Below are 26,743 nucleotides of genomic sequence, written 5' to 3'. Positions count from 1 at the left end.
TAGCATATTTTTGTCTTTAGGAGAGGAATGTATCTAATGTTTTGATGTCATTCCTGACTCGTCAGGGCATGGTGATATCTGCTTGCAGAATCTCTTGTTTTAACCCCGGTTTTTACGCGTTGCTTACCCGCCTTTAACAGGCTTTCAAGCGGGTCTCCACCGAGTATAGAGCGTGTATAGAGCCTGGTTAGAGCGTGTATAGGTAAAACAGGGTATTTCCATGTTCCGAAGCTGAATTTGATCTGGTTTTTTTACCCTGCCAGAGACTTACAACCACAAAAAAACTACCTGTCAAGGGGGAAGCCAGGTAGTTTAAAAATATAAAGTACTAGTGTATTCGGGAGGATTAGTGGAAAGAGAACGAATAATCCTGAGCTTTGAATTCTGTCCTGATAAAGAGGACACTGGATACGGTCGCATTCCTGATTATTTTTACAGATTTCGCCTGATACTGATAATTTGCAATACCTGTACTCCATTCTTTATTCATTTCCATTTCAAGACTGAACAGCTCATCATTGTCTTTATCTGCAAAGGTATCTGCTTTAAGATTGATCAATATTCCTGAGGAATGCAGGGTTTTATAATTTCCATGGATCTTGAAGCTAAGGTTCGACTCCCTGCCTAATTCTTTTAAAATCAGCGTTGCTGTTCCTGAAAGACAACCGTTGCCGCTTTTTGTCAGACTAAGCTGAAGTACCGGTTGAAATAAACCCTCACTGAGGATTCGAAAATTTAGGCTGCCTGTTGTAGTATGAACTGTTGGTGATAACATTTTTAAATGGGCGTTTTTTTATAATACTAAATTACAGGTCCTGATCTGATTGCTTGTGCGCGTAAATACCCGAATGAATAAATGGGTATAAATACCCCCTTTTTTAGATTATTTAAAACTATAACTAGGTTTAACCGTTGTAAATTAATATATTCTTCTATGAAACAAAAGCTACCTCTTCCACTCTGGACCATTGCTGCACCCATTTTAGCCTGGGTAGCCTATTTTGGTATGTCCCTTGATCTGGGTAACCTTTATGCTATCGTTCTTGCAGTGGCTTTGATTGGGGGCGTATTGGCTGCTGTTCACCATGCGGAAGTGGTGGCACATCAGGTAGGTGAGCCTTATGGTACCTTATTGCTGGCGCTGGCAATTACGGTGATTGAAGTTGCCTTAATTGTCTCGCTGATGCTCACCGGCGGTCCGGAAACTGCGGCCCTTGCCCGTGATACGGTGCTGGCAGCAGTAATGATCATCCTGACGGGGATTATCGGCATGTGTTTGTTGGTGGGAGGTGCAAGATTTAAAGAGCAGGTTTTTAGTTTACAGGGGGTAAGTGCGGCTTTAGTTACGCTAACTGCGATTATGGTATTGACCTTAATCCTGCCTAACTATACGACCAGCATACAAGGGCCGGAATATAGCCCCGTTCAGTTGGGGTTTGTGGCCGTTATTTCTTTGGTTTTATATGGAACTTTTGTGTTGGTACAGGCAGTGAGGCACCGCGATTTCTTTCTTCCTCCTGAAGCAGATGGAAATGAAGATGTACATGCCGATCCTCCGGGTAAAAAGGTGGCTCTGCTGAGTACTTTATTGCTATTGGTTTGTCTGGGTGTGGTCGTTCTACTCGCAAAAGCATTGGCGCCGGATATTGAAAATGCAGTATTGAAAGCAGGAGCTCCAAAATCTTTGGTAGGCGTAATCATCGCCGCGGTGGTATTACTTCCGGAAGGACTGGCAGCTTACAGGGCGGCCAGAAAAAACCGTTTACAGACGAGCCTTAACCTTGCATTGGGTTCGGCATTAGCCAGTATCGGGCTGACGATTCCCGCAGTCGCGATCGTTTCCATGGTTACCGGAATGACGATCACGCTGGGAATTGACATGAAGTCAACAGTGTTGTTGTTGCTTTCTCAGTTTACCATCATGCTTTCACTCGCCACAGGGCGGACAAATATCCTGCAGGGAGTGGTGTTACTGGTCATTTTTGCAGTTTATCTGTTTACAATTGTAGCGCCCTGATGCGTCAATAAATGGCTTACTTAACCGGCTCCCTTAAAATGGTCCTCAACTTTTCAGGTGCTGTTTTTCGAAAATCAGAAAGGTAGATCTCATGATGGAGTCCGTTTTTCTTCAATCCATGCAATTGTATGAATTCCATCATTATTTGCAATGTTTCCGGTTCATTGGCAAAAGGGCCGGTATGGAGCATTTGTACCGATTTTCCTTCCGTCATTTGGAAGAGCGTGATTTCCCTAACGAGCAATATTTGCTTTTTATTTAGCACCAGTTGAATGGCAATGTCTACCTGTTCGGCGGTCACAAATTCCGGCATCCGGATCATCGTTCTGTAATTCCATTCTGATCTGGGGACTTTAACTGAGGCTTCTGTCATGCTCAAATGCGCATATTTGTTTTCGTCAAAGCTCCACAGACCTTCCAGTTTTGCTACGGTAAAATCTTTGTCTAAGGCTTTAAACGCAAACTTAACCGCATAAGCTACCGAATACAGTGCTTGTAACTTCTCCGCATACTGCTGGCCGGAAGGATCTCCGGTTCCCGTGATGGATAAAAAGGAGGCCGCGGGAATGTCAATCAGCTCTGGCTGATGGGTAGCGGTATAATAGGCTTTATACGCTTTTGTTAAATCTAATTTTTCCATTTTTAGTTGTTTTGTTAGGCTAAGCTATTTGGGGAAACTGACAACCCTATGGCAGTCTGCTCAAAAAAACTGATATTATGCGTAGATTTACCCCATGAAAAAGGAAACCATCGCAGGATATGTAGAGTTTGATGCCATTATTCTTAAAGACTGGATCGCTAATGGCGTGAATTATATCAAGCTTGTCAACCTGAATCTGAGAGGCTCCATCGAGGCTTTTGAATTGATTCCCAATTCTGAGATGCCGGAAACAGGGGATCTCATCCACCACATTCTTTCTGAAGATGTGGAAGATCTTTTGGAGAAAATGGAAAAGATAAAATTTTTAGTCCACGAGATCTATCTGGAAGAAACAGACTAAGAAAAATCATGAGGAGCAAAGCTTCGGATTCGCCCGATGTTACTGCTTTTTTTTTCAATAATCTTTATACTAACCGCTTACAAAACATCCTGTATTGAGTGTACTCATTTTAGCTGTTTTTTCGGTAAAGTATCTGTCATAAATTATCCACAGTTTTCCACCGGTGTTGATAACGTTTAGAATTGATCTAAACAATATTTTGCATTTTTGAACTCCGATAAAACCTCATCAGGGGGCTTGAAATAACATTAATTCCTACGAAATGAATACTAAAAGAATAATCAAATTCGAAAAAGACGATTGCAGCCCATGTAATATGGTCTCTGAATATCTGGACAGAAAAGGGGTGGTTTATGAAACCATCAATCCTTTTAATCAGCCGGAACTGGCGATGCAATTCAGGGTACGTTCTGTACCTACGGTGATCCTGTTGGAACAGGAGCAGGAGCTTTCCAGAGTGATTGGTTTTAAGCCGGAGGAGTTGTCTGCATTGGCAGCAGTTTAAAATTGATTTTATTGCCTGCCTCATGACCTGGATTTATTACGATAGCAAGACCGGCAATGTGGAGCGTTTTGTGAACCGGCTAAAGCTGCACCGGGACTGGAAGATTCAAAAGATTGACCAGGTCTCTTTACCGATGGAGGAAGGACACCTGATTACCTATACGACCGGTTTTGGGGAAGTACCGGTTTCGACCATGCGTTTTTTAGAAGAAAACAGCAGTTCGATCAAATCAATTTCTTCCAGTGGAAATAAAAACTGGGGCCCTAATTATGCGCTGGCAGCAAAAAAAATCTCTGCACTTTTTAAACTGCCGGTTCTCCTGCAGTTTGAGCTTTCCGGTACCGGAGAGGACATTCAAAAATTTATAGAAAATATAGAAGGCTAAAGATATGGTAACTAAAAAATGGATCTTGTTGAACAATGAGATCATGGTTAAAAAGGACGACGAATTCAGCCTCCACAAAGATAAAGAAGCCGTTCGTTCTTATTTCCTGGACTACGTAAACAAAAACACGGTTTTCTTTTATACGTTAAAAGAGAAGATTGATTACCTGATTGAGCAGGAATACTACATCGATTTTTATCAGTGGTATAGCTTTGAGCAGATGGAAGAAGTATATGACCTGGTTTATGCGAAGAAATTCAGGTTCCAATCTTTCATGAGCGCCTTTAAGTTCTTCCAGAGTTATGCTTTGAGAGACGATAGCGGGGAGAAATTCCTGGAGCGTTATGAAGACCGTGTGGTGGCAGTTTCCCTGTTCCTTGGACGTGGGGATGTTGCTCAGGCCAAACAATATGCAGAAATGCTGATCAATCAGGAATATCAGCCTGCCACACCTACTTTCCTGAACTCCGGTAAAAAGCGTTCCGGAGAACTCGTTTCCTGTTTCCTTGATGAGATCGGGGATAACCTGAACGGTATCGGTTATGCGATAGATTCGGCAATGAAGCTTTCCTCGATCGGTGGCGGTGTTTCCTTTAACATCTCTAAAGTCCGCGCAAGAGGAGAGTCTATTAAAGATGTGGAAGGACGCGCAGGAGGGGTATTGCCGATTATGAAAATTCTGGAAGATACCTTCTCTTATGCCAACCAGCTGGGGCAACGTCCGGGAGCGGGAGCAGTTTACCTGAACATCTTCCATACGGATATTGAAGAGTTCCTGGATTGCAAAAAGATCAACGTAGATGAGAAAGTAAGGATTAAATCCCTGTCGATCGGCGTGATCGTTCCGGATAAATTTATGGAGCTTGCAGAAAAGGATGAAGCTTGTTATTTGTTCTATCCACATACCGTATATAAGCAGTATGGCAAATATCTGGATGAGTTGGATATGAACGAGATGTATGAGGAGCTCGTTACCAATCCTTTAGTAAAGAAAAAGAAAATCAATGCACGTCACCTGATGGTGAAAATTGCGCAAACCCAAAAAGAGAGTGGTTATCCTTACCTGTTCTTTAAAGGCAATGCGAATAAAGGTCATGCGCTAAAAGGAATTGGAAACATTAAGTTCTCCAACCTTTGTACAGAGATCATGCAGGTGTCTGAGGTTTCTGATATTGAGATCTATGGAAAAGAGGACCAGATCCGTTATGGGATTTCCTGTAACCTGGGCTCACTCAATATTGCTACCGTAATGGAGAATAAGAGGGTTAAAGAAGCCGTTTCTACGGCCATGCGTTCCCTGACCATTGTTTCTGACATCACCAATATTGCAATGGTACCTTCTGTGCAGAAAGCAAATAAAGAATTGCACAGTGTGGGGCTTGGGGCCATGAACTTACATGGTTTCCTGACCAAGAATTTCATCATGTATGAAAGCAAGGAAGCGCTTGATTTCTGTAATGTTTTCTTTATGATGGTCAATTTCTACTCTATTCAGAGTTCTATGGAGATTGCCAGGGAGCGAAAAGAAACCTTTGTAGGTTTTGGAGAATCAGAATATGCCAATGGAAACTACTTTGCGCAATACCTGACTAAGGACATTGCGCCGGTAAATGATAAAATCGCCGCTTTATTTGAGGGGATGGAAATTCCTACGGTGGCCGACTGGACCACGTTGATGAATGAGGTGAAAGCACATGGTCTGTATCATGCCTACAGGCTTGCCATTGCACCTAACCAGTCTACTTCTTATATCATGAATGCCACTGCTTCGGTGATGCCGGTGGTCGATGTGATCGAGGTGAGAGAGTATGGCGATAGTACCACTTATTATCCGATGCCTTACCTGGATAACGACAATTATTTCTTCTATAAATCCGCCTATGATATGGATCAGAAGAATGTGTTGAGGTTGATTTCTGTGATTCAGAAACACGTAGATCAGGGGATTTCTACCATTTTACATACCAATACAAAAGACAGTACCCGCGATATTGCGAAGTATTATATCTATGCGCATAAAATGGGACTTAAATCCTTGTACTATACCCGGACGCGGAAAGCTTCCATTGATGAATGTGTATCCTGCTCGGTGTAGTCCGCAGGAAGATCAATTACCTTATTAAATTTAGCTATGAATCAATATAAAGCAGTAAACTGGAATACCCCTGAGAATGATTATGCCGGCATGTTTTGGGAACAGAACCTGCGTCAGTTTTGGGTAGATACCGAATACATTCCTTCTAAAGATATCGACAGCTGGAAGTCTTTAAGTCCGGAAATTCAGCAGGCCTATAAAAGAGCCCTGGGCGGTTTAACCTTACTGGATACCCTGCAAAGTCATACCGGGATGCCGAAGTTGCTGGACCATATCGATGGCCTGCAAAATAAAGCAGTGCTTTCCTTTATGTGTATGATGGAAGCCATTCATGCCAAGTCGTATTCTACGATCTTTACCACGGTAAACAGTACTGCCGAGATCAACGAATTGTTTGAATGGGTGGAAAGCAATAAGCTGTTGCAGTTTAAAGCAGCAACGATAGATAAATTCTACAGAAATCTCGATGCCAATAAAGTGAGCGATGAAACGCTGTTTATGGGACTGGCGGCTTCGGTATTATTAGAATCCTTCCTTTTTTATAGCGGTTTCTTCATGCCTTTATGGCTGGCCGGACAAGGGCAGATGGTAGCGAGCGCAGACATCATCAAAAAAATCGTGGCTGACGAATCTATTCATGGTGTTTTTGTAGGTTTACTGGCCCAGGATGTGTACAAAAAACTTCCTAACCCGGAGAAAAGCAAGGAAGAGCTCGTGAAACTACTGATGGAACTTTATGAAAATGAATTAAAGTATACAGATGAGTTATATACAGAAGTGGGCCTTACTGCGGATGTAAAAGAATATGTGCGTTACAATGCAAATAAGGCCATGATGAATTTAGGTTTTGAAGAATTATTTGAAGTAAAAGCAGTGAATTCTATCGTCCTGAATGGCTTAAACGTAGATACTACGCAACATGATTTCTTCTCCAAAAAGTCGACGAACTACGAAAAAAGTATGGAAGTCGTTTACCTGAGGGACGAAGATTTTCAGGTGGAAGCAGAACCCGTGTTTTAACGCGGATTAGTTACGCATCATGATCCCGTTTTTACTTCTCTTTTTGTGGAGTAGAAACGGGATTTTTTTATGTCAAATATGCAGGCGGTTAGGATTTAAAGTGATGATAATCATTCTTTTATATTACTTTAATGCGGATCTTTATGTTTCATAATTAAAACATATTCCGATGAAAACGATGCTGATCCCAACCGATTTTTCTCCTGCAGCAAACAATGCTGCACATTATGCTTTTCAACTTGGAAAAGGTATAAAAGCAGATCTGAAGTTATGTTATGCCATTATGCTGCCTGTGGAAGCAGCGATGGGGCAACAGGTGGCCTGGCCTTTAATGGATTATTCAACGCTTCAAAAGGAGGGAAACGAGAACTTAGGGAAGTTATCAGTCGAGCTGCAAACCAAGAATGGCCCCCTTGTTCCTGCTGCCAATGAGCAGCACCCTGTTCATTATGCTGCGGAAATTGGAACTTTAAGAGAAGTGGTGAAGCAGCAATTGAAGAAGGAAAAGGCTGGTTTGGTAGTGATGGGGACTTCCGGAGCAGGGGCATTAAGCCGGTTTTTTCTGGGGAGCAGCAGCAGAGAGCTGATGGATCATGCGGACTTTCCAATCCTGCTGGTGCCACCTGGAGCAGAATTCAAGGGAATAAAAAAGATTGCATTTGCCACTGACCTCAGCGAAGCAGATATTGCACTGATCCATTCCCTTAGTGCTTTTGCGCGGCCCTTTAATGCAGAAATCCTGATTGTTCACGTTACTCCGGTTGGTTTTAACTCCGATGTTCATCAGGATAAGATCGATGCCTTTTTAAACGAAGTGACCTGTAAGGTCAACTATCCGAAGATTTACTATCGTCATGTTAAAGATATGAGCGTGGATGAGGGTTTAAACTGGCTTACCGAGCATGTGGCTATTGATTTGCTGGCGATGGTTCACCGCAGGCATCATTTCATGCAGCGTATATTTGAAGGTAGCCGGACCAAAAAAATGGCCGGACACCTAAAGCTCCCCTTGCTTGTATTTCCTTCCGAAACTCCGGTTTTCCTGTAAACGGTTAAGAAATCAAAAATTGAATTCTTTTCCCGAAAGATAAGCCTGAATTCTGTAGTAATCTTGTAGCAAAGCTATATTTTGTCGCCTAAAATGGCCATAAAATGTAGCTTTGCGAGCATAAGTGGAATTAGGCCGGTTTGTACATAAGATTAGGAATAAACAATGAAAATAGCGGTTATTAGTGATATTCATGGGAATCTGCCAGCGCTGAAAGCGGTCCTGGATGATATCGATTTGTTTCAGGCAGATGCAATTTATTGCCTGGGAGATTTAACCGACGGAGCACCCTGGAATAATGAGGTCACGGCATTGATCCGGAGCCGGGCAATTCCAACCCTTATGGGAAATCACGATGAGCGGATTGCCTTTGACCATCCTGTGTTTTCATTGAGTAAACATAGTAAGGAGGAGCAAGAGGCCAGATTAAATACCATTAACCATACCAAATCAACCCTTACTGCAGCCAACAAAGAATTTCTGGCAGGTTTGCCGGCAACGATCAGGCTGGCATTTGGACCGGTTTCGATTTTGCTCGTTCATGGAAGTGCGGAAAGCAATGAAGAATATATCTATGAACAGCATGAGGAAAAGGCATTGACGAAAATGCTGGACGATCAGGCTGCAGATGTGATGGTCTCCGGACATACCCACCTTTCCTTTATCCGGTACTTACCGGGAGATGCAGCCTTTAAGAATAAGTTAATGATGAATGCCGGTTCTGTAGGCCGGTCCAAAGAAACTGACCGTAAGGCCTGTTATCTGCAGCTAAATATATCGGATCGGATAGAAGAGGAAGGCCTGGAAGGGATCATTCCTGTTATTCGTAAAGTATCGTACCCAATTGCTGAAACTATTGAAGGGATCAGGAATAGTGCGGTACCTGATTTCTATGCCGACTTTTTAGAGCAGAGGCCACAGGTTTAAAATCTATCCGCGCATAGTTTTTTCTGGTAAAACTGTAATATCTTTAATAAAGATAGGTCAAATGCCAGATGACGAAAGTTAAAAACTTGCCTTTATGGTGTCTTTCTTTTTTTGTGCTATTGAAACTGGCACTGCCATTTATACTGATCAATCCTGTTTATGAATTGCATCGGGATGAATACCTGCATTTAGATCAGGCCAGGCATATGGCCTGGGGCTTTCAGTCTGTTCCACCATTGAGTTCTGTTTTCGCTTATCTGATCATGCTGTTGGGAGGTGGTGTCTTTTGGGTTCGCCTGATTTCTGCATCAATAGGGGCGGCAACGCTGATTTTTACCTGGAAGATCGTGGAAGAGCTGAATGGAGGACTGTATGCCAGGGTGCTGTCGGCAGTTGCTTTACTGGCTTGTGCCATTGCCAGGCTCGACTTGCTTTTTCAGCCTAATGCTTTCGATATCCTGAGCTGGACTGCTGTTTATTTCTTTCTGTTGAAATATCTCCATACCGGGAAATCCTGGTTTATTTATGTTGTGGCGCTCGCATTTGCCATTGGATTCCTGAACAAATACAGCATTGTGTTTTTACTGGCCGGATTAACTCCCGCTTTAGCGATCTCCAGTCAGCGTGTGATTTTTAGAAGTAAGCATCTCTATTATGGGGCATTAATGGCGCTTCTGATCGTTACACCCAATCTGATCTGGCAATACCAAAATGATTTCCCGGTAGTCAGGCATATGAAAGAATTAAGTGCAACCCAACTCGATAAGATCAACAGGTTTGACTTTCTAAAAGAACAGTTGCTGTATTACATCGGAATTCTTTTCATCCTGGTTGCAGCATTTGTAGGGATCATCAGGCATAGACCTTTCCGGAACCACAGTTGGGTGGCGCTGAGCTTTATGTTTACGCTTGCATTGTTTACCTGGTTCAGGTCTAAAGGTTATTATGCGGCCGGTTTGTATCCGGTATTGGTGGCTTTTGGGTCAGTTTATCTCGGGCTAATCTTAGACAATGGCTGGAAGCGCTATCTGAAAATTGTAGTCCTGCTTTTACCGGTTTTGGTGTATCTCCTGACCTTTAGGTTTGCTTACCCGGTGCTGAAGCCTCAGCAGATCGTGGCAAAATCTGAGATCTTTAAAAAAGTCGGGCTATTGAGGTGGGAAGATGGTTTGCAGCATGACCTTCCCCAGGATTTTGCCGATATGCTGGGCTGGAAAGAGCTTGCACATCAGGTAGATTCAATCTATCGGAGCTTTCCGGATCCGGAACATACGCTGGTCATCTGTAATAACTATGGAGAGGCGGGGGCAATTAATTATTATTCAGATTTTAAGCAGATCAATGCGGTTTCTTTTAGTACAGATTATGTAAACTGGTTTCAACTGGATAAAAAGATCAAACATATCATTGCGGTTAAAGAAAAGGAAAATGATAAAGATATTCCCCCAGGTTTTGTGAAGGCAGGGGAGGTCCGCAATAAATTCGCCAGGGAATATGGGACGGTCATTTATGTATTGAGGGAAACCGATCTTGATTATAACAAGATCCTGAGGGAGCGGATTGAAAAAATAAGAAACAAGTAGTGGCATGGAAAAACAAGCAGATATTGGTATTCCAGCAGGATTGGTAGTGTCTAAGGGGCTGTTTCTGATTTATAATGGTTCATTTTTTTATATTCCGAAGGATTCAGTCCCGTATGCTTTTTGAATACCCTGTTTAGGTGGCTGGCATCTGTAAAGCCGAATTCGAAGACAATGTCATTGATCTGCATATCAGTAAAACGGAGACGGGTTTCAATGAGCTTTAACCGGTATCCCGAAATGTATTGTTGCAGGCTTTCTCCGGTTTTGCTTTTAAAGTATTCGCTGATATAGCTGGGAGAGATGTTAAAATGAGCCGCCATATTTGCTGCCCTCAACTGTTCCGGAAGGTAGATGTGCTGATGGATGTAATTCAATAACGGAATCGGATAATTTATCGGTACTTCCTTTAGGGAAGCATGGGTATCCATACTCAGGTTCCTTGCTGCAAGGGTGATGACGGTATTGATGAGTTGTTTGATGACTTCTGCATCATGTGACCGGGGATCTTGCTGTTCTCTGATTAATGACTCTACGATTGCCCTGATTAAGGGCTTATCGGAAATGTTGTTTAAAATACAGCCTGGCAAGTGGTTGTGGCTATGAAACAGGAATTCAAGTTTTTGAATCCATTCTTTGTTCAGGCTTTTTAAATAGCTTTCATTAAAACGGATAAAAAAGAAACGGGTGGGGGAATGAATTTCAAAGCCATGTGTATCCTGAGGAAAGATTAAGAATAACTTATTGGCACTATAGGGTAATTGATGACTGTTGATGCTTTGTATTCCCTTTCCATCGAGGATAAATACCATTTCAAAAAAGGTGTTCTTATGTTCCCTGGCCGAATAACTGGTCAATTCCAGGTATTGCAGCTCAAATGGCTGATGTAAATTCTTTATTTCCATTCCTGTAAACTTACAAATCAATCCAATGATTGTACAATAGTTACTTGTTTATTCTCTTCAATTTTGTGATGTCAAATTTATTCAAAAAGATAAACAAATGAATACTACCACTTTTTTATTATTGAGACTAGGCGTTGCTGCCAGCATGTTTGGACATGGCCTGGTCAGGCTCCCTAAGCTTGCTGCCTTTAGCAACTGGATGTTGGGGAGCTTCGAGAAATCAATGCTGCCTAAGGTATTGGTGCTTCCCTTTAGTTATGCCTTGCCCATTGCCGAATTTACAGTTGGGTTGTTGTTATTGCTCGGCTTATTTACAAAGCAGGCCTTACTTGCCGGAGGCTGGATCATGCTGATCCTGATTTTGGGAACTGCAATGGTAGAAAACTGGGAGGCGATTCCATCCCAATTGATTCACCTCGCCTTTTTTGCGTTACTGATTCAGTTCATTCCTTATGACAGCTGGTCTTTGGATCGGTATATCCGGAAATAAAAAAAGGAGCAATTTTGCTCCTTTTACTATAATTTTATTTGCTGAAGCTGTCTGCAACAGCCTTTCCGCGCCAGCTTTGTGGTGTTTTTAGTCCGAGAATCCAGGCAATGGTCGCTGCGGTATCATAAGTGATGATCACATCTTTGATCTGATGATTTTTCTTGATGCCGGGCCCATTGATCACCCATGGGATCTGCACCTCATCCAGCGATTTGCCTCCATGGCCTTTTCCTGTACCGCCATGATCGGCCGATACAATGATGATCGTTTCTTTTTCTATGCCCGCATCTTTTACGGCCTGTACAATTTTTCCAATCCTTGCATCTACCTTTTGCAATTGCTCATAATAGGCAGGCGTCCGGTGACCAATCTCATGACCGGTATGATCTGGCTCATCCAGGTGCAGGAAAGTAAAGTATGGTTTGTCTCTTTTAATGATCGTTGCAGCGGTATCTGCACAGAAATCGTCTTTATCATTTCCGGGAACTACAATACTGATGGCATCCTTCTCTACTAAGGGGCCAATTCCCGGCCAGCTGTAAATCACTGCGGTTTTAGCATTTGGCTTCTGGTCTCTGATCACGCTGAAAATAGAAGGAAACAAGCCGTATTTTGTGGTGGTGGCAGAAGGGATTTCGGGAGTTTTACTTCCCCATTCGGTATAACCATGCTCGGTTGGTCCGGCACCCATCAGCATGGAAGCCCAGTTTACGGCACTTGAAGAGGGGAGGACAGATCTTGCTTTCAGGCTGGATGCACCGGTCTCCATCAGCTTTTTCAGATTTGGCATTTTAGCGTCAGGAACAGCATAGGCCCCGAAACCATCACAGCCAATCAGTACGACGTGTTTAACATTCTTTACCTGCGCCTGTAAACTTATGCTGATGCAAAGCAGGCAAAAAGAAATAATTGATTTTTTCATTTGTGTTGTTCTTTGTGGTTTATACTTGATTTTTCTTCATTTACAGCAAACAAAACAACTTTTCATGTCGACCTCAAATCTAGATGTTGTCCTGCTGCTTTCTTGAAATGTTAAATATATATGTTTTAATGTTTAGTTTAATTAAACATTGTGATTTATTTTCAGCGCTACTGCAGGGAAAAAGTAAGCGGTTTTTTTGCGTAGTGCAAAACGCTTTTAAAGAGGATCTGGGGATAGTTGCAATTTTTGGGGAATACCGATGACTGGAATGAGTTCCAAATCATATTTTATGCTGGTCATCTGACCAGGTGCTGCTAAAACTTGTGTATCTGTTATTTAGAGACTTATCTCTGAGATCGCTAAGATTAAATTCACCGTTTCCTGATTTTTAATGATTATGGAACACGGAGATAACAATTATCAGGCAATCGATTGCTAAATCTAATTATTTTTCTACTTTAGCTGATCATTGCATTAATTTAAATCAGGTATCACCCAGTATAAATGACTGCTCACCATCCGCTTTCTGATGACGAACTCTTCCGGCTCTTTGAATCCGGTGAGAGGTCTTGTTACGACCAGATTTTTAAGCGTTTTTACAATTCACTTTGTTATTTCGCCCAAAATATATTGGGGGATATCAATAAGGCAGAAGATGTGGCCCAGGATGCATTAATTGCACTATGGCATCATCATCAGAGCTTCAAAACGCTGCAAAATCTGCGGTCTTTTCTGTATGTCTGCGTACGCAATTCCTGTTTCAATGAGCTGGAGAAAATGAAAGTGCGTACTAAATATCAGGATTCTTTAATTCATGGGGGAGTGCAATCGGACGCTACCGTACTAGAATCAATAATTCAGGCCGAAGTAGTCAGGAAGTTGTTTTTTGCGGTGGATGCCTTGCCGGAGCAGTGCAGGAAAGTGATTTCAATGACCTTTCGTGAGAACAAAACGCCAAAGGAAATCGCAGAAAAATTAAACGTCAGTATCAGCACTGTTAATAATCAAAAAATGAGAGGACTCCTCCTTCTGCGCAGACAACTCTCCAATGAAGACCTGAATATAGCGATATTGTGTCTTGGTCTTACCTTAGCTCAGTTCTGAAAAAATATTTTTAATTCTTTTAGATAAAATCGAAACCTTCCTGTTATGGTTTAATCAGCCCTAAAACCAGTTGATGCAACAGATGAGGAAGGAAGAAATTAATAATTCATTACAAGTATCAGATCTGATTTCAGACTACCTCGTGGCGCAGCTGACGGAGCAGAGACTTCAGTTACTTTTGGCCTGGATTGAAGAAGACCAGGAAAACCGGAATGTTTTCGAAAGAATATGCGACGAGAAGAACTTAAATGCGGCAAATCTTTCATTTAAAGTCTATAATTCAGATTTGGCATTACAGAAGGTGAAAAATGAGCTCAGAAGGACTAACACAATATCTCCGGTAAGAAAGCTGCAAAAATGGGTAGCCGGAGTAGCAGCGATAATTGCATTAATTGGCTTTGCTGTTTATTTCTTTAAAACACCGGCTAATCTTAAAAAAGACCAGGTTATTACCACTTTATCAGCGAGGGAAATTAAACCCGGTAAAAATGTGGCTATACTCAGCTTTGCCGATGGTAAAAAAATAAGGCTTAGTGACGTACAAAGCGGGCTTGTAATGGACGCTTCTCAGGTTAAATATAATGATGGTAGTCCGGTCAGCGCACTTAATGGTACAAAATTACTAACCATTACCACGCCACGTGGCGGAACATATCAGGTTCGTTTATCTGATGGAACACGTGTTTGGCTCAATGCCGCTTCAAGTTTAACCTATCTTCCTGCGCTTATGGTAAATGGAGAGCGGAGGGTTAAGCTGCTGGGCGAAGCTTATTTTGAGGTTACAAAAGATAAAGCGCACCCCTTTGTGGTAGAGAGCGCGGGCCAGCAGGTCACTGTTTTAGGGACACACTTTAACATCAATTCTTATCAGGACGAGCAGGATACTAAAACTACATTGGTCGAAGGAAGTATCAAAGTGAACGGCGTATTCTTAAAGCCCAGCCAGCAATCTGTAATGACCGGCCATACCAACCGATTGGAGGTTAAGGAGGTTGACCCTTCCCTGGCCGTCGCCTGGAAGGACGGTAAATTTAGATGCAGAAGGGAGAAGCTGGAAAGTCTGTTACGAAAAGTAGGCAGATGGTATGACGTCGATATCGTGTACGAGAATGAAGCGGCAAAACAGCAAACGTTCAGTGGTACGCTGAGCAAAGCTGACAACTTTGAAAAAGTGTTAAAGCGTATCGCACTAACGGGCGAAGCAAACTTTAAAGTGGAAGGAAGAAGCGTGATCGTGACCAGGTAAACTTAATTATTTGACTAAATAATCCTGAATATAAACTAAACCTTAAAAATTTAATATTAACCAAACCTTAGAAACATGAAAAAAAAACTATGATGTTGATCTGAACGTAAAAGGGGCCAAATAAAAAGGCATGAAAGCTTCTGACACTTCCATGCCCATAGTTTGAGCTACCCTCGCCGACTTAAGATCGGCGTAAAAATCTGTGACAATTCCTTGTATAACCCAAACCATGCAAATCTATGAATTTATATGTTTTAAACAACGTAGCTGGCTTACGAATGCGGCTGCGAAAAATCCTATTAGTGATGAAGTTAACAACACTAATACTTATACTCACCCTGATGCAGGTCAGTGGCTCAAGTCTGGCCCAAAAGGTGAATTTTGTAATGAAAAATGTCAGAGTCGAACAGGTCTTTGAAGAAGTTACCCGCCAGACAGGATATAATGTCTTCTATGCGGATCGTAAAATTAACGATGAAAAAAGGATCGATGTTGCATTTAAGAACGCAACTTTGGACGAGGTCATGCAAGCCATCCTTCGAACTGAGCATGGTTCTTATACCATAGAAGACCATACGATTGTCATTAACCAAATTGATAGGCATCATCGGAAGGAGGTTCCGGAGGAGGTAAATCATCATCAGGATATCACCATAAAGGGTGTCGTAAAAGATGGAAAAGGTGAGCCAATTCCCAATGTTTCAATAAAAGAAAAGGGTACTGCGAAGGGGACATCCACAAATAATATGGGGGAGTTTACTATTGAAGTGAGAGACAATTCTTCCATATTGCTCTTTTCAATTGTAGGTTTTTCCAATCAGGAGAGAAAAGCAGATGGAAGGTTTATGACCGTAGTCATGAATGAAGCGATCTCCACTTTAGAACAAATGGTTGTTGTGGGCTATGGAGTGCAAAAGAAAGTTTCTGTAACCGGTTCTGTATCGACTGTGGAAGGTAAGGATTTGGTGAAATCTCCGGTGGCTAATTTGAGCAACGCGCTGGTTGGCCGTTTAGCCGGACTTAGGGCAACTCAACGTACCGGCGAACCAGGATACGATGGCAGTGGTATAGATATTCGGGGGTTTGGTAATGCCCTGATTATTGTAGACGGAGTTCCTTCAGACAATTTCTCTAAAATCGATGCGAACGAAATTGAAAGCTTTACGATTTTAAAAGATGCATCGGCAGCAGTTTATGGTGTTCGTGCAGCCAATGGTGTCGTATTAATCACCACCAAAAAAGGTGCAATTGGTAAAACCCGAATCAATTACAGTACTTACTATGGCATTCAATCTAATACCAGGTATCCGAAATTTGTTAATGCAGCAGAATTTGCAGAATTACGAAACGAAGCTGCCGTAAATGCCTGGATTAAAAAGAATAACCCTTCCACAACCTTATCATTACCATTTACAAAAGAGCAGGTAGCGCAGTATAAAAACGGAACGTTACCGGGTACTGATTGGTTTGATGCCGCTATTCGACGCAATACACCGCAATTGCAGCATAATCTGAATATAGATGGCGGAAATGAGGATGTTAAGTATTTCTTTAGCCTGGGTTATTTAAACCAGAGTGGGATGTGGAAAAGTGATGACACCAAAGTAAAGCGATATAACTTTAGAAGTAATGTAGAGGCGAAAATTGGAAAAGGCTTAACTGCCGGCTTAAACCTTAGCGGCTTTTTAGAAGATCGTGATTACCCGGGGGTATCTGCCGCCATTTTGATGAGCGGAATTTCAAAACAGTTTCCTACAAATGCGATCTATGCCAATAATAATCCTGACTATTTTTCTAAGTCAAACTACGAAACCGGGCAGACGATATTGCTGATGAATAAAGATTTTTCTGGTTATGATACCTATAGGAAAAAGTACTTTTCGGCCATCGCTAATTTAACCTATGAAATACCTAATGTCGACGGTTTAAAGGCTAAAGCATTATTCTCGTACCAAAATACAAATGAAAATAATAAAAACTATTTGAAAAAATACTTCCTCTATTCTTATGATGCTGAAAATCAGATGTATAATGCAGACTATACCGGGAATGATCCAAGCAGATTAACACAGTCTACATTGGAAATTAATGCCCCGCTTTTTCAGGTTTCTTTAAACTACGATAAAAAATTTGGAAAACATGCCATTACCGCTCTGGGCTTATTCGAAAGCCAGCAAAACAATTCATCTAATTTTAACGCCTACCGGGAATTTCTGATAGATGGTATTGATGAGTTATTTGCCGGCACAGGGAAAAATCAAAAAAGTGATGGTTCTTCAGCAGAAATAGCCAGATTAGGGTACGTTGGAAAGTTAAACTACAATTATTCAGGGAAATATCTGTTCGAATTTGGTTTTAGATACGACGGTACCTATAAGTTTCAACCCGATAAACGCTTTGGTTTTTTTCCTAATCTATCTGCCGGATGGCGCATTAGTGAAGAAGGTTTTATGAAAAGTATATCCGCTATTGATAACTTAAAGTTACGTGTATCCTGGGGTAAAGTGGGCGATGACGGAGGTAATGATTCGGGGGCTGCTAATTACATTAAACCTTTTCAGTATTTAAATGGCTACAGATACCCTAACCCTGATGGAACTTATATCTTTGGTACTGATCCGATTTTAGGTTTAAGCAGTAATGGGCTGACAAATCCTTTACTTACCTGGTTTAAATCTACAACGACCAATATTGGCTTTGATTTATCCTTATGGAAGGGGCTTTTAAGTGCCGAAATTGACGTGTTTTATCGCAAAAGAACGGGTTTATTGGCTACACGGATGCTAAGTCTTCCAAATACTTTTGGTGCGAGCTTACCACAAGAAAATCTGAATTCTGATAATACAAGGGGATTTGAGCTTGTATTAACCCACAAAAACAAGGTTGGCGACTGGAGCTATACCATTTCGCCTAATTTCTCCTTTACGCGCACAAAAAACGGTTATTTAGAAAGAGCACCCAATACCAGTGCATTGGCAAATTGGCTTAATAACAATAGCAACCGATGGAATAATTTATATAGAGGTTATGTGGCAACGGGGCAATTCCAATCACAGGAAGAAATTAATAAGGCTCCGCAACAAGATGGCAGTGGTAACAAAACCCTTTTGCCAGGTGATATTCGTTATCAGGATATCAATGGTGATGGTATTATTGACGGAGAAGACCAAACCATTATCGGACGTGGAAGTGTCCCTGAAATCTTTTACGGTCTGAATTTAGGATTGAGCTATAAAGGTTTTGATTTATCATTATTGTTTCAGGGTGCTACTAACTTTAATTTTAATATAGTTGGTGATTTAACTTATCCTTTTTCTAATAATGCCAGTGCGTTTTCATTTTTGACAAACCGCTGGCACAGAGAAGATATCTATGATCCTAACAGCAAATGGATTCCAGGTGAATTCCCATCTACGATTGTGGACGGAACTGCTAACAATAAACTTAATTCGACATTTTGGCTTAGAGACGCAACTTATGTCAGGCTTAAGAATTTTGAAGTTGGCTATACTTTAAGTAAAACCCTGACACATAAGATCGGGATAAAAAACACAAGAGTATTTATAGCCGGGCAAAATACCCTCACCATCAGTAAGGTAAAGTACCTGGATCCTGAAATTGCCGGTGGGGGAGCTGGAAAGTATTACCCACAACAGAAGGTATGGACAATGGGTATTAATATTGGGTTGTAATTTATTAAACAAGACAAAATGAAAAAAGTATTATTATATAGCCTGTTTTTTGCATTGTTAACAGGCATCCCATCTTGTAAAAAGGATTTGAACAGGGAACCCCGAAACCTTGTTTCTGAAAATGTTGCCTATGGATCTTTAACCGGAATAGAGGCTTTAACCGCTACTTTGTATAACGATATGCAGGTAGAAGATCTGGACTATATTGTAGATTCAGAAGCCGGATTTACTTCTACAACGACCGATGAAGCGGTGCGGTCATATTCCTGGGGTGCACAAAATGATTTGGTTATCGGAAATTGGTATGGTCTTAACTGGACTGATCCGAACACCGGAGCTTATGTGAAAATCAGACGTGTAAATGATTTTATTGAAAAAGTTCCAACAGCACCGGCAGCATTGTCGGATGGGGTAAGGAAACGTCTTATCGCTGAGGGTAGATTTATTCGTGCCTTTGACTATTTCAGTTTAGTGAAGAGATATGGTGGCGTACCATTGGTAACAAAGGTACAACAATTTACACCTGGCGATGATGCTACAAAATTGGGTCTGGCGCGGGCAAAAGAACAAGAAATTTATGATTTTATTGCCAGGGAACTGGACGAAGCCATCACGGATCTTCCTGAAAAGAATAGTGCTGCAAATGCCTATCGCATTACCAAATATGCAGCACTGGCCTTAAAATGCAGGGCAATGCTTTATGCGGCTTCGAGTGCTAAATATGCTACGCTGCAAATTAACGGCTTAGTCGGTATTCCTGCAAATTTGGCGAATAGTTATTGGCAGAAAGCAATGAGCGCGGCAAAGAGCATCATAGATTCACATGAATTTTCTTTGTATAATGCGGACTCCGATAAAGCTGCAAATTTTCAAAAGATGTTTTTAACGGCGGGGAATTCGGAAGCCATTTTTACAAAAACATACCTTGCACCTGATAAGGGGCATAGTTTCGATTTTTACAATGCGCCGCAAAGCTTTAAAGTTGATTATGGTTGTGTAACCAACCCAACTCTGGAGATGATAGAGGAGTTTGAATATATTGATGGCAGCCCGGGCACATTAAAAATAAAAGATGCTTCAGGCAATGCGATTGTTTACAATAGACCTGGTGATTTATTTAAAAATAAGGATCCAAGGATGTTTGCAACTATAATTACACCATTCGACGCCTGGCAAGGTGGTATCGTGGAAATCAGACGGGGGGTGATTGATGGAGGTGTGAAATATACTTCTGAGCAATTAACGGAGGGCTACCCAACTAAGGAGGCTAGCTTTAAAAAGGTGGGTAAAGACGGGCCGCTGACCACCAGCGATCCGACAAAAACAGGTTTTTACATTAAAAAATTTATGAATCCGGCTAACCGGGTCGATTATGGGCTTTCCACAACGCCATGGATGGTTTTCAGGTATGCTGAAGTATTGTTGAATTATGCAGAATCAGCTTTTGAATTGAATCTCCAAAATGAAGCAAAAGCTGCCATTAACTTAATCAGAGACAGAGCTGGTATCGCACAGGTGGACGTCATTAGTTTAGATAAAATAAGACATGAAAGAAAGGTAGAACTGGCTTTCGAAAACCATAGAATATGGGACCTTCGCAGATGGCGAATCGCAGCTATGGTTCTAAACAACACACAATTTCATGCTTTATATCCCTGGGCCATGTGGGGAACAGCTGCAAATACCAATGATTTGAAATACACATTTGAAATAGCTGCTGCTCCTAAAAACACGAGAACCTTCCCGGAGAAGTTGTATTATGAGCCTGTCCCACAGGGAAATCCAACTTATATCCAAAACCCGTTATATTAATTAAATTTTTATTAGAAGATGAAAAAGCAAATCATATATATAATGTTCTTATTTGTAGCCACCATATGGTCTGGATGCAAAAAAGATAATTATGAAGCACCCAATGCCAGTGTATCCGGAAATATTGTAGATGCAGCTACGGGCAAAAATGTACCTCAGCAAACCTTAAATGGAGCTAAAATCAGACTTTATCAGCTAGGATACACTGGGCTTATTCCGCAACCCATCAGCTCCTCTGTTAATGCTGATGGAAGCTATGCCAATAGTTTTATATTTAATGGCAAGTACAAGTTATTTGCAGAAGGGCCTTTCTTTGTAAAGGATACAATTTTTGATTTAAATATTAACGGCAATACGAAACAGGATTTAAAAGTGCAGCCCTATCTTACCCTCAGCTGTGAGGTAATTTCTAAAACAGCTACATCCATTACAATTAGGGTAAATGCAAAGCGGAGTACAGGTAATGTTCAAAAAATCGCAAGAGTTGGTGCCGTTGCCGGCCTTACCACATCGGTGGATGTTAATAATTATTACAACCTGGATGCTTCGAATAATGGTCGTGTATTAATCAATACCGAAACAGATGGTGATGCGGCAATTGAAGCAAAAAGCTATGAGTTCATCATTGAGAAATTAAAACCGAATACGTTGTATTATGTAAGGGCTGTCTCACGTACAATTAATGATGGCAATTTATTTAATTATACCAATGTAATGGAGGTAACTACGGCAGCGCAATAACAATGAACTGCCTTCAAAAAGCTTTATATAGCGATTAGTTTTTTTTCAATTTTTTATGGAGTACCGTAAAGGACGATTTGTCAGACCGTCCTTTACGGTACAAAATAAAGGAAAATGAGCGCAGAATTGGCGTCTCAGTGAAGGCTACCAGCCTTTGATTGCGCCGCCTTTAAAGGCTTTCAATGCTGCAGCTTCCACTTCTGCCGATTGATAAGCTTTCACAAATTTCAATACTTTTTCTGCGGTCTTGTTGTCTTCTCTTGAAACAATTGAATTTACATATGGAGAGTCTTTGTCTTCTACGAACAAGCCGTCTTTCTCCGGACTTAGTCCGACTGGAGCCGCAAAGGTGTTGTTGATCACAGCGATGGTCACATTCTGATCATCCAATGCTCTTGGCAATTGTGGCGCTTCCAATTCCAGTATTTTAAGCTTTTTAGGGTTATCGGTAATGTCGGCAACAGTAGGCAAGAGGCCAACACCGTCTTTAAGTTTTAAAAGTCCGAATTTCTGCAATAGTAGCAATGATCTTCCACCATTGGTGGCATCATTAGGAATGATGATCGTGCTTTCGTCTTTAAGTTCTGTCAGTGATTTGATCTTTTTAGAATATCCTGCAAGCGGATAAACAAAAGTATTTCCAACGATGGCAAATTTATAACCACGTTGTTTGGTCTGAACATCAAGATAAGGCTTGTTCTGAAAAACGTTTGCATCAATGTCCTTTTGATGAAGGGCTTCATTCGGCATCACATAATCGTTAAACTGAACGAGTTCCACTTCCAGTCCATATTTTTCTTTTGCTACTTTTTTTGCTGCTTCGGCAAGGTCATATTCCGGTCCTGATTCTACACCTACCTTAATGTGGTTAGGATCATCCTTTTTTGCTCCGCCACCACAGCTGAACAATAAAGCTGAACTGCTAAGAAGGGCTAATGTGGCTAGGAATTTGATTTTTGTATTCATGTGATTAAAATATTTAAGGTGATGCTTATCTGTGGTCTACTTTTTTGGCGATGAAATCTCCCAGAAACTGGATTAAAAAAACCAGCATGATCAATAGGATCAGTACGGTGTTCATCACGAACACATCATAGCCAACATATCCATATTGGTAACCGATCTGGCCCAGTCCGCCTGCACCGACTGCACCTCCCATAGCCGAATAACCGACGAGGGTGATTAAGGTAACGGATGCGCTGTTAATGATGGAAGGAAGTGCTTCGGGTAACAATACTTTATATACGATCTGGAAGGGAGTTGCCCCCATCGCCCTTGCGGCCTCTACTAATCCTCCCGGAACTTCTATCAGGCTGTTTTCTATTAATCTGGCAATAAAAGGGGCAGCGCCGATACTTAAAGGAACGATTGCTGCTTCCACACCAATAGAAGTGCCCACCAATGCTCTGGTGAAAGGGATCATCCAGACGATCAGGATGATGAATGGAATGGAACGGAAGATGTTAACGATCACCGAAATAACGTTGTTTAATGTTCGATGTTCCAAAACCTGTCCTTTCCTGGTCAGGTAGAGCAATACGCCAGTTGGTAATCCTATTAAGAAACCAAAAAAACCGGAAACAAAGGTCATGACGATGGTTTCCCAGGCTCCTTTTGCAAGGAGTAAAATCATTGAATCAGACATAACCTAAGACTTCTACTTTAATATTTTTGTTTTGATAAAATTCAATAGCCCGCAGACTGTTTTCCTGTGTTCCGAAGACTTCAATGAGCATGACCCCGAATTTAACGCCGCCGGCGTAGTCCATTCTTGCGCTGATCACATTGCTGTCGATCTGAAAAAGCCTTGCTACTTCCGACAATACGGGATCGTCTACAGACTGACCGGTAAATTCCAGCTTCAAGAGCGGGCGCTTATCTGCTGCGGGTGCCGCCACGAGGCGTTCTTTATAATCAACCGGGATTTCCAGGTTTAAAGAAGAGGCAATAAACTCTTTTGCCAATGCTGTTTTGGGATGTGAAAATATTTCGCTCACTGCACCCTGTTCAATCAGCTGACCTTCACTGATCACTGCAACCTCATCACAAATGTCTTTTACCACATCCATTTCATGGGTAATCAGTAAAATGGTGATGTTTAGTCTTTTATTAATGTCTTTTAATAAAGCAAGAATTGACTTTGTTGTGGCAGGGTCTAATGCACTTGTGGCTTCGTCGCAGAGTAAAACTTTAGGGTTGCTGGCCAGGGTTCTGGCAATGGCAACACGTTGTTTCTGGCCGCCTGATAAGTTGACCGGATAATCATGGTGTTTTTCATCCAGACCAACTAAAGAGAGTAGGTCTGAAACCCTTTTTTGGATCTCCTGTTTTGGCGTATGGTCCAGTTCCAAAGAAAAGGCTACGTTCTCAAAAACAGTTCTGGAAGAGAGCAGGTTGAAATGCTGGAAGATCATTCCGATGTGTCTTCTTGCTTTTGCGAGTTCTTTTGAGGAAAGGTTTATCAGGTTTTGTCCGTCTACGATCACCTCCCCGGAGGTCGGTTTTTCGAGCAGGTTTACACAGCGGATCAGTGTGCTTTTTCCTGCGCCTGAGGCACCAATAACACCGAAAATCTTGCCTTCAGGTACAGTTAAGGTGACATCCGAAAGGGCAGTGATCGCTTTTGTTTTCTGATAAAACTTCTTCGTTATATTTCTTAATTCAATCATTGCCCGGAAGTTTTTTTTACAAAGATAGCGTTTCAGGGCATTGAAACGCTATTAATTCTATGGCACAAGTATAGAATAAAATCCCTGGATAATGAAATGAAAGAAAACTTCTATATTGGAGCCGTAATTGAATACCTAAAAATGGAACAGGATATCCTAAAATTTCATTTCGACAAGCTACCGGTTCTGGAATCGGAAAGACTTTTATTGCGCGAACAAACGCTGCTTGATGCGCCCGCACTGTTTAAAATCCGGAGTAATGATTCGGTAATGAAATATATCCCGAGGCCAAAACCGAAAATTATAGCGGATATTGAAGCATTGATCACTGAAATTCATGAGAATTTTCTGAAACATGAAAGCCTGGGTTGGGTCATCACTTTAAAAGAAAAGCCGGAATGCTATATTGGCCATATCGGATATTGGAAAATTGACGCGTCGAATTTCAGAGCCGAGGTTGGCTATTTAATGGATCCGGACTTCTGGGGGCGGGGAATTGCAGCTGAAGCGCTGTCGTTGGTGACTGATTTTGGGTTCAATGCCGTTGGTTTACATTCCATTAGTGCGGTCATCGATCCCGGAAATCGGGCTTCTGCACGTGTGCTGCTTAAAAGTGGATATGTAAAAGAAGCCCATTTTAAGCAGGATTTTTATTATAAAGGTCAATTCCTGGATACTGAAATCTATTGTAAAGTAAATGCCTGAAATCCGGTTAGAAACGTACATCAATGCAGATATTAATCTGGTGTTTGATTTATCAAGGAGTATCGATCTGCACCAGATCTCGACAGCAGATACAGAAGAAAAGGTAGTAGGAGGACGGTTTTCCGGATTAATCCTGCTGGGAGAACAGGTGACATGGCAGGCACGTCATTTTGGGCTGGTTCAACAGCTGACCGCTCAGATCACAGCACTCCATGCACCCGATTTCTTTGTGGACGAAATGCAGAAAGGTGCATTTAAATCATTTAAACACGAACATATTTTTAGATATAACGGGCAGCAAACGGTGATGACAGATGTCTTTACCTATGTCTCTCCATGCTGGATTTTTGGAAGAATAGCGGATTATTTGTTTCTCAAAGCATACATGAAACGGTTCTTGTTCAAAAGAAACCAGGTGATCAAAACCTATGCTGAAAATGGTAAAGGATCCGAGCTTCTGCTTCGATGTCAGGCTGGTTTTTCAGAGGCGTAGAATGTGATATTTTAGATTCATTTGCTTCACAATTTGCATTTAAGCCTTGTTTTCAATAGTTTTAGAATCGCAATGATAAATTTAACGTCCAAAAAGGGCGATTTTATTCAGATACTTATTTAGATAATGAAGCTTCAAAAACTATTCTTAGTCATCATATTTACCTCATTTACAACCCTTGTTTTTGCACAAACCAGTGCAGAGTTAAAAAGGAATAAGGAAGCCATACAGCGGGAAATTGAATTGCTGCAGAAAAATCTGAATGAGACTTCCAGTAGTAAAAGACTAACAATGGGCCAGATCCGCACGGTAAATGCAAAGATCAGGCTGATGCAGAATAAAATTTCAATCATCAATTCTGAAGTGAAAAATCTGGACAATCAGATTCATGAAAACAGCAACGAAGTACGTACCCTGAAAGGTCAGTTGGGGCAGCTTAAAAAAGAATATGCCGGGATGATCCGCTTTGCACAGCGAAACAGGAACTCCTATGATAAAATGATGTTTGTATTTGGTTCCGAAGGGTTCAATCAGGCCTATAAAAGAATTAAATACCTGCAGCAGTTTGGTCAATACCGAAAGAAACAAGCAGATTATCTTCAGGGTACGCAAAAGAATATAGAATATAGAATCGGTGTGCTGGACAAGAACTTAAAGGCAAAGAGCAGTCTTTTATCCGAGCAGGAGCAGGAAAAGGTGAAGCTGAGTAAAAACAAATCTGAGCAGTCGGTGATGTTAAACCAGATCAGTAAGCAGGAAAAGCAATTTAAGCAAGACCTTGCCGCCAGAAAAAGAAAGCAGGCGGATATTGACCGGGCAATCAGGAATGCCATTCAGAAAGAGATAGAACTTGCGAGGAAAAAAGCCGAGGAAGAAGAGCGGCTTGCTGCCCAGAAAGCAGTTGCCGAAGGTCGCCCTGTCCCTGTGGCCAAAGAAAAAAGCAACAGCAGTTACCTGACCGCTTCACCTGAAGCGGCGAAGCTTTCTGCGGGCTTTGAAAACAACAGGGGGCGTTTGCCATGGCCTGTTGGTCAGTATTCTATTCTGGAGCGTTTTGGGGCACATACCGAAGGCCGCGCAACTTATAACAACGATGGGATTAATATCCTGACCGAAAATGGTGCTTCAGTGAAAGCGGTATTTGAAGGGAAAGTGTTGTTTGTTCGTGAATTGTATGGGACTTATATCGTTGCGGTTCAGCATGGAGAATATTTTACGATCTATCAAAACCTGAAAACGGTAAGTGTTGCGAAAGGCGACAAGGTCGAAACGAAACAGAGTTTAGGTGTTGTGGCTTCAAAAGAAGACGGACCGGTACTCCATTTCGAAATTATGCGTGGTCAGAACAAACTCAACCCAGAGGCCTGGATCGCGAAATAACCCGGA

25 protein-coding genes are annotated in these 26,743 nt (G+C 41.6%); 18 read left to right on the top strand and 7 right to left on the bottom strand.

The window, feature by feature from the left end:
* Positions 1–346 precede the first annotated feature (346 nt).
* Entirely contained in the window at positions 347–775 is a 429-nt protein-coding gene (locus tag BLQ87_RS19595) for a DUF1842 domain-containing protein (RefSeq protein WP_074610169.1), read from the bottom strand.
* Positions 776–934: 159 nt separating this feature from the next.
* Between BLQ87_RS19595 and BLQ87_RS19590 the strand changes: the two genes are divergently transcribed.
* A complete protein-coding gene (locus tag BLQ87_RS19590) occupies positions 935–2,017 on the top strand; it encodes a calcium:cation antiporter (protein WP_074610167.1) in 1,083 nt (360 codons plus the stop codon).
* 16 nt (positions 2,018–2,033) lie between these two features.
* Here BLQ87_RS19590 and BLQ87_RS19585 read toward each other — a convergent pair whose 3' ends face one another.
* Complete coding sequence (locus BLQ87_RS19585) at positions 2,034–2,657, bottom strand: GyrI-like domain-containing protein (RefSeq protein WP_074610166.1); 624 nt, start codon at positions 2,655–2,657, stop codon at positions 2,034–2,036.
* A 94-nt stretch (positions 2,658–2,751) separates the two neighbouring features.
* Between BLQ87_RS19585 and BLQ87_RS19580 the strand changes: the two genes are divergently transcribed.
* The 8 genes from BLQ87_RS19580 to BLQ87_RS19545 all read left to right on the top strand — a co-directional run bounded on the left by BLQ87_RS19580 (position 2,752) and on the right by BLQ87_RS19545 (position 10,581).
* A complete protein-coding gene (locus BLQ87_RS19580; protein ID WP_074610164.1) occupies positions 2,752–3,018 on the top strand; it encodes a hypothetical protein in 267 nt (88 codons plus the stop codon).
* 262 nt (positions 3,019–3,280) lie between these two features.
* Positions 3,281–3,523: a thioredoxin family protein gene (locus BLQ87_RS19575; RefSeq protein WP_074610162.1), complete on the top strand. Its 243-nt coding sequence runs from the start codon at positions 3,281–3,283 to the stop codon at positions 3,521–3,523.
* A gap of 22 nt (positions 3,524–3,545) precedes the next feature.
* The gene (gene nrdI, locus BLQ87_RS19570) at positions 3,546–3,908 is read left to right on the top strand and encodes a class Ib ribonucleoside-diphosphate reductase assembly flavoprotein NrdI (protein ID WP_074610160.1); all 363 of its coding nucleotides are present in this window, start codon (positions 3,546–3,548) and stop codon (positions 3,906–3,908) included.
* 4 nt (positions 3,909–3,912) lie between these two features.
* A complete protein-coding gene (gene nrdE, locus BLQ87_RS19565; RefSeq protein ID WP_074610159.1) occupies positions 3,913–6,003 on the top strand; it encodes a class 1b ribonucleoside-diphosphate reductase subunit alpha in 2,091 nt (696 codons plus the stop codon).
* Between the two features lie 36 nt (positions 6,004–6,039).
* Complete coding sequence (gene nrdF / locus BLQ87_RS19560) at positions 6,040–7,023, top strand: class 1b ribonucleoside-diphosphate reductase subunit beta (protein WP_074610155.1); 984 nt, start codon at positions 6,040–6,042, stop codon at positions 7,021–7,023.
* A 169-nt stretch (positions 7,024–7,192) separates the two neighbouring features.
* On the top strand, positions 7,193–8,071 hold the full coding sequence (locus BLQ87_RS19555; protein ID WP_074610153.1) for a universal stress protein: 879 nt from the start codon (positions 7,193–7,195) through the stop codon (positions 8,069–8,071).
* Between the two features lie 165 nt (positions 8,072–8,236).
* A complete protein-coding gene (locus tag BLQ87_RS19550) occupies positions 8,237–8,998 on the top strand; it encodes a metallophosphoesterase family protein (protein WP_074610151.1) in 762 nt (253 codons plus the stop codon).
* A 68-nt stretch (positions 8,999–9,066) separates the two neighbouring features.
* Complete coding sequence (locus BLQ87_RS19545; RefSeq protein WP_074610149.1) at positions 9,067–10,581, top strand: glycosyltransferase family 39 protein; 1,515 nt, start codon at positions 9,067–9,069, stop codon at positions 10,579–10,581.
* A 50-nt stretch (positions 10,582–10,631) separates the two neighbouring features.
* On the opposite strand, the gene BLQ87_RS19540 is transcribed toward BLQ87_RS19545, so the two are convergent.
* Complete coding sequence (locus tag BLQ87_RS19540) at positions 10,632–11,483, bottom strand: helix-turn-helix domain-containing protein (RefSeq protein ID WP_074610147.1); 852 nt, start codon at positions 11,481–11,483, stop codon at positions 10,632–10,634.
* 97 nt (positions 11,484–11,580) lie between these two features.
* Here BLQ87_RS19540 and BLQ87_RS19535 point away from each other — a divergent pair, with 97 nt between their 5' ends.
* Positions 11,581–11,973, top strand: coding sequence for a DoxX family membrane protein (locus BLQ87_RS19535; RefSeq protein WP_074610145.1), 393 nt, complete (start codon positions 11,581–11,583; stop codon positions 11,971–11,973).
* 34 nt (positions 11,974–12,007) lie between these two features.
* Here the strand turns inward: BLQ87_RS19535 and BLQ87_RS19530 are convergent, their stop codons facing one another.
* Complete coding sequence (locus BLQ87_RS19530) at positions 12,008–12,895, bottom strand: alkaline phosphatase family protein (protein ID WP_074610143.1); 888 nt, start codon at positions 12,893–12,895, stop codon at positions 12,008–12,010.
* A 504-nt stretch (positions 12,896–13,399) separates the two neighbouring features.
* Between BLQ87_RS19530 and BLQ87_RS19525 the strand changes: the two genes are divergently transcribed.
* The 5 genes from BLQ87_RS19525 to BLQ87_RS19505 all read left to right on the top strand — a co-directional run bounded on the left by BLQ87_RS19525 (position 13,400) and on the right by BLQ87_RS19505 (position 21,490).
* Positions 13,400–13,999 (top strand): RNA polymerase sigma-70 factor, encoded by a 600-nt coding sequence (locus BLQ87_RS19525; protein ID WP_074610141.1) that lies wholly within the window; start codon positions 13,400–13,402, stop codon positions 13,997–13,999.
* Between the two features lie 82 nt (positions 14,000–14,081).
* Positions 14,082–15,245: a FecR family protein gene (locus BLQ87_RS19520; RefSeq protein ID WP_172664934.1), complete on the top strand. Its 1,164-nt coding sequence runs from the start codon at positions 14,082–14,084 to the stop codon at positions 15,243–15,245.
* Positions 15,246–15,550: 305 nt separating this feature from the next.
* Positions 15,551–18,937: a TonB-dependent receptor gene (locus BLQ87_RS19515; RefSeq protein WP_172664935.1), complete on the top strand. Its 3,387-nt coding sequence runs from the start codon at positions 15,551–15,553 to the stop codon at positions 18,935–18,937.
* Between the two features lie 18 nt (positions 18,938–18,955).
* Positions 18,956–20,749 (top strand): RagB/SusD family nutrient uptake outer membrane protein, encoded by a 1,794-nt coding sequence (locus BLQ87_RS19510; protein WP_074610137.1) that lies wholly within the window; start codon positions 18,956–18,958, stop codon positions 20,747–20,749.
* Positions 20,750–20,791: 42 nt separating this feature from the next.
* A complete protein-coding gene (locus BLQ87_RS19505; RefSeq protein WP_074610135.1) occupies positions 20,792–21,490 on the top strand; it encodes a DUF3823 domain-containing protein in 699 nt (232 codons plus the stop codon).
* A gap of 144 nt (positions 21,491–21,634) precedes the next feature.
* Here the strand turns inward: BLQ87_RS19505 and metQ are convergent, their stop codons facing one another.
* From metQ to metN, 3 genes are read right to left on the bottom strand one after another with little or no spacing between them, the layout of a single operon-like run.
* Complete coding sequence (gene metQ / locus BLQ87_RS19500; protein WP_074610132.1) at positions 21,635–22,456, bottom strand: methionine ABC transporter substrate-binding lipoprotein MetQ; 822 nt, start codon at positions 22,454–22,456, stop codon at positions 21,635–21,637.
* A gap of 25 nt (positions 22,457–22,481) precedes the next feature.
* Positions 22,482–23,123 carry a methionine ABC transporter permease MetI gene (metI, locus tag BLQ87_RS19495; protein WP_245723887.1) on the bottom strand — a complete coding sequence of 214 codons (642 nt, stop codon included), beginning with the start codon at positions 23,121–23,123 and terminating at the stop codon, positions 22,482–22,484.
* Positions 23,124–23,127: 4 nt separating this feature from the next.
* Positions 23,128–24,159, bottom strand: coding sequence for a methionine ABC transporter ATP-binding protein MetN (gene metN / locus BLQ87_RS19490; RefSeq protein WP_074610127.1), 1,032 nt, complete (start codon positions 24,157–24,159; stop codon positions 23,128–23,130).
* Between the two features lie 96 nt (positions 24,160–24,255).
* Between metN and BLQ87_RS19485 the strand changes: the two genes are divergently transcribed.
* The 3 genes from BLQ87_RS19485 to BLQ87_RS19475 all read left to right on the top strand — a co-directional run bounded on the left by BLQ87_RS19485 (position 24,256) and on the right by BLQ87_RS19475 (position 26,737).
* Complete coding sequence (locus BLQ87_RS19485; protein ID WP_245723886.1) at positions 24,256–24,864, top strand: GNAT family N-acetyltransferase; 609 nt, start codon at positions 24,256–24,258, stop codon at positions 24,862–24,864.
* On the top strand, positions 24,857–25,357 hold the full coding sequence (locus BLQ87_RS19480; RefSeq protein WP_074610125.1) for an SRPBCC family protein: 501 nt from the start codon (positions 24,857–24,859) through the stop codon (positions 25,355–25,357). Before BLQ87_RS19485 ends, BLQ87_RS19480 begins: the two co-directional genes overlap by 8 nt.
* Positions 25,358–25,483: 126 nt before the next feature.
* The gene (locus BLQ87_RS19475; RefSeq protein WP_074610123.1) at positions 25,484–26,737 is read left to right on the top strand and encodes a murein hydrolase activator EnvC family protein; all 1,254 of its coding nucleotides are present in this window, start codon (positions 25,484–25,486) and stop codon (positions 26,735–26,737) included.
* Positions 26,738–26,743: the final 6 nt, after the last annotated feature.

This window comes from Pedobacter steynii, from assembly GCF_900103665.1.
Lineage (GTDB): Bacteria > Bacteroidota > Bacteroidia > Sphingobacteriales > Sphingobacteriaceae > Pedobacter > Pedobacter steynii.
The sequence above is the reverse complement of the archived record's forward strand: the minus strand, read 5'-3'. Positions and strand labels throughout refer to the sequence as shown.

Excerpts from the sequence above, each read along its gene's own strand:
- metQ (WP_074610132.1), bottom strand. The coding sequence starts at position 22,456 with ATGAATACAAAAATCAAATTCCTAGCCACATTAGCCCTTCTTAGCAGT.
- BLQ87_RS19540 (WP_074610147.1), bottom strand. The coding sequence starts at position 11,483 with ATGGAAATAAAGAATTTACATCAGCCATTTGAGCTGCAATACCTGGAA.
- BLQ87_RS19505 (WP_074610135.1), top strand. The coding sequence starts at position 20,792 with ATGTTCTTATTTGTAGCCACCATATGGTCTGGATGCAAAAAAGATAAT.
- BLQ87_RS19575 (WP_074610162.1), top strand. The coding sequence starts at position 3,281 with ATGAATACTAAAAGAATAATCAAATTCGAAAAAGACGATTGCAGCCCA.
- BLQ87_RS19520 (WP_172664934.1), top strand. The coding sequence starts at position 14,082 with ATGAGGAAGGAAGAAATTAATAATTCATTACAAGTATCAGATCTGATT.
- BLQ87_RS19475 (WP_074610123.1), top strand. The coding sequence starts at position 25,484 with ATGAAGCTTCAAAAACTATTCTTAGTCATCATATTTACCTCATTTACA.
- BLQ87_RS19485 (WP_245723886.1), top strand. The coding sequence starts at position 24,256 with ATGAAAGAAAACTTCTATATTGGAGCCGTAATTGAATACCTAAAAATG.
- BLQ87_RS19580 (WP_074610164.1), top strand. The coding sequence starts at position 2,752 with ATGAAAAAGGAAACCATCGCAGGATATGTAGAGTTTGATGCCATTATT.
- BLQ87_RS19545 (WP_074610149.1), top strand. The coding sequence starts at position 9,067 with ATGACGAAAGTTAAAAACTTGCCTTTATGGTGTCTTTCTTTTTTTGTG.
- BLQ87_RS19555 (WP_074610153.1), top strand. The coding sequence starts at position 7,193 with ATGAAAACGATGCTGATCCCAACCGATTTTTCTCCTGCAGCAAACAAT.
- nrdF (WP_074610155.1), top strand. The coding sequence starts at position 6,040 with ATGAATCAATATAAAGCAGTAAACTGGAATACCCCTGAGAATGATTAT.
- metN (WP_074610127.1), bottom strand. The coding sequence starts at position 24,159 with ATGATTGAATTAAGAAATATAACGAAGAAGTTTTATCAGAAAACAAAA.
- metI (WP_245723887.1), bottom strand. The coding sequence starts at position 23,123 with ATGATTTTACTCCTTGCAAAAGGAGCCTGGGAAACCATCGTCATGACC.
- BLQ87_RS19515 (WP_172664935.1), top strand. The coding sequence starts at position 15,551 with ATGAAGTTAACAACACTAATACTTATACTCACCCTGATGCAGGTCAGT.
- nrdI (WP_074610160.1), top strand. The coding sequence starts at position 3,546 with ATGACCTGGATTTATTACGATAGCAAGACCGGCAATGTGGAGCGTTTT.
- BLQ87_RS19550 (WP_074610151.1), top strand. The coding sequence starts at position 8,237 with ATGAAAATAGCGGTTATTAGTGATATTCATGGGAATCTGCCAGCGCTG.
- BLQ87_RS19480 (WP_074610125.1), top strand. The coding sequence starts at position 24,857 with ATGCCTGAAATCCGGTTAGAAACGTACATCAATGCAGATATTAATCTG.
- BLQ87_RS19510 (WP_074610137.1), top strand. The coding sequence starts at position 18,956 with ATGAAAAAAGTATTATTATATAGCCTGTTTTTTGCATTGTTAACAGGC.
- BLQ87_RS19535 (WP_074610145.1), top strand. The coding sequence starts at position 11,581 with ATGAATACTACCACTTTTTTATTATTGAGACTAGGCGTTGCTGCCAGC.
- BLQ87_RS19590 (WP_074610167.1), top strand. The coding sequence starts at position 935 with ATGAAACAAAAGCTACCTCTTCCACTCTGGACCATTGCTGCACCCATT.
- BLQ87_RS19595 (WP_074610169.1), bottom strand. The coding sequence starts at position 775 with ATGTTATCACCAACAGTTCATACTACAACAGGCAGCCTAAATTTTCGA.
- BLQ87_RS19585 (WP_074610166.1), bottom strand. The coding sequence starts at position 2,657 with ATGGAAAAATTAGATTTAACAAAAGCGTATAAAGCCTATTATACCGCT.
- BLQ87_RS19530 (WP_074610143.1), bottom strand. The coding sequence starts at position 12,895 with ATGAAAAAATCAATTATTTCTTTTTGCCTGCTTTGCATCAGCATAAGT.
- BLQ87_RS19525 (WP_074610141.1), top strand. The coding sequence starts at position 13,400 with ATGACTGCTCACCATCCGCTTTCTGATGACGAACTCTTCCGGCTCTTT.
- nrdE (WP_074610159.1), top strand. The coding sequence starts at position 3,913 with ATGGTAACTAAAAAATGGATCTTGTTGAACAATGAGATCATGGTTAAA.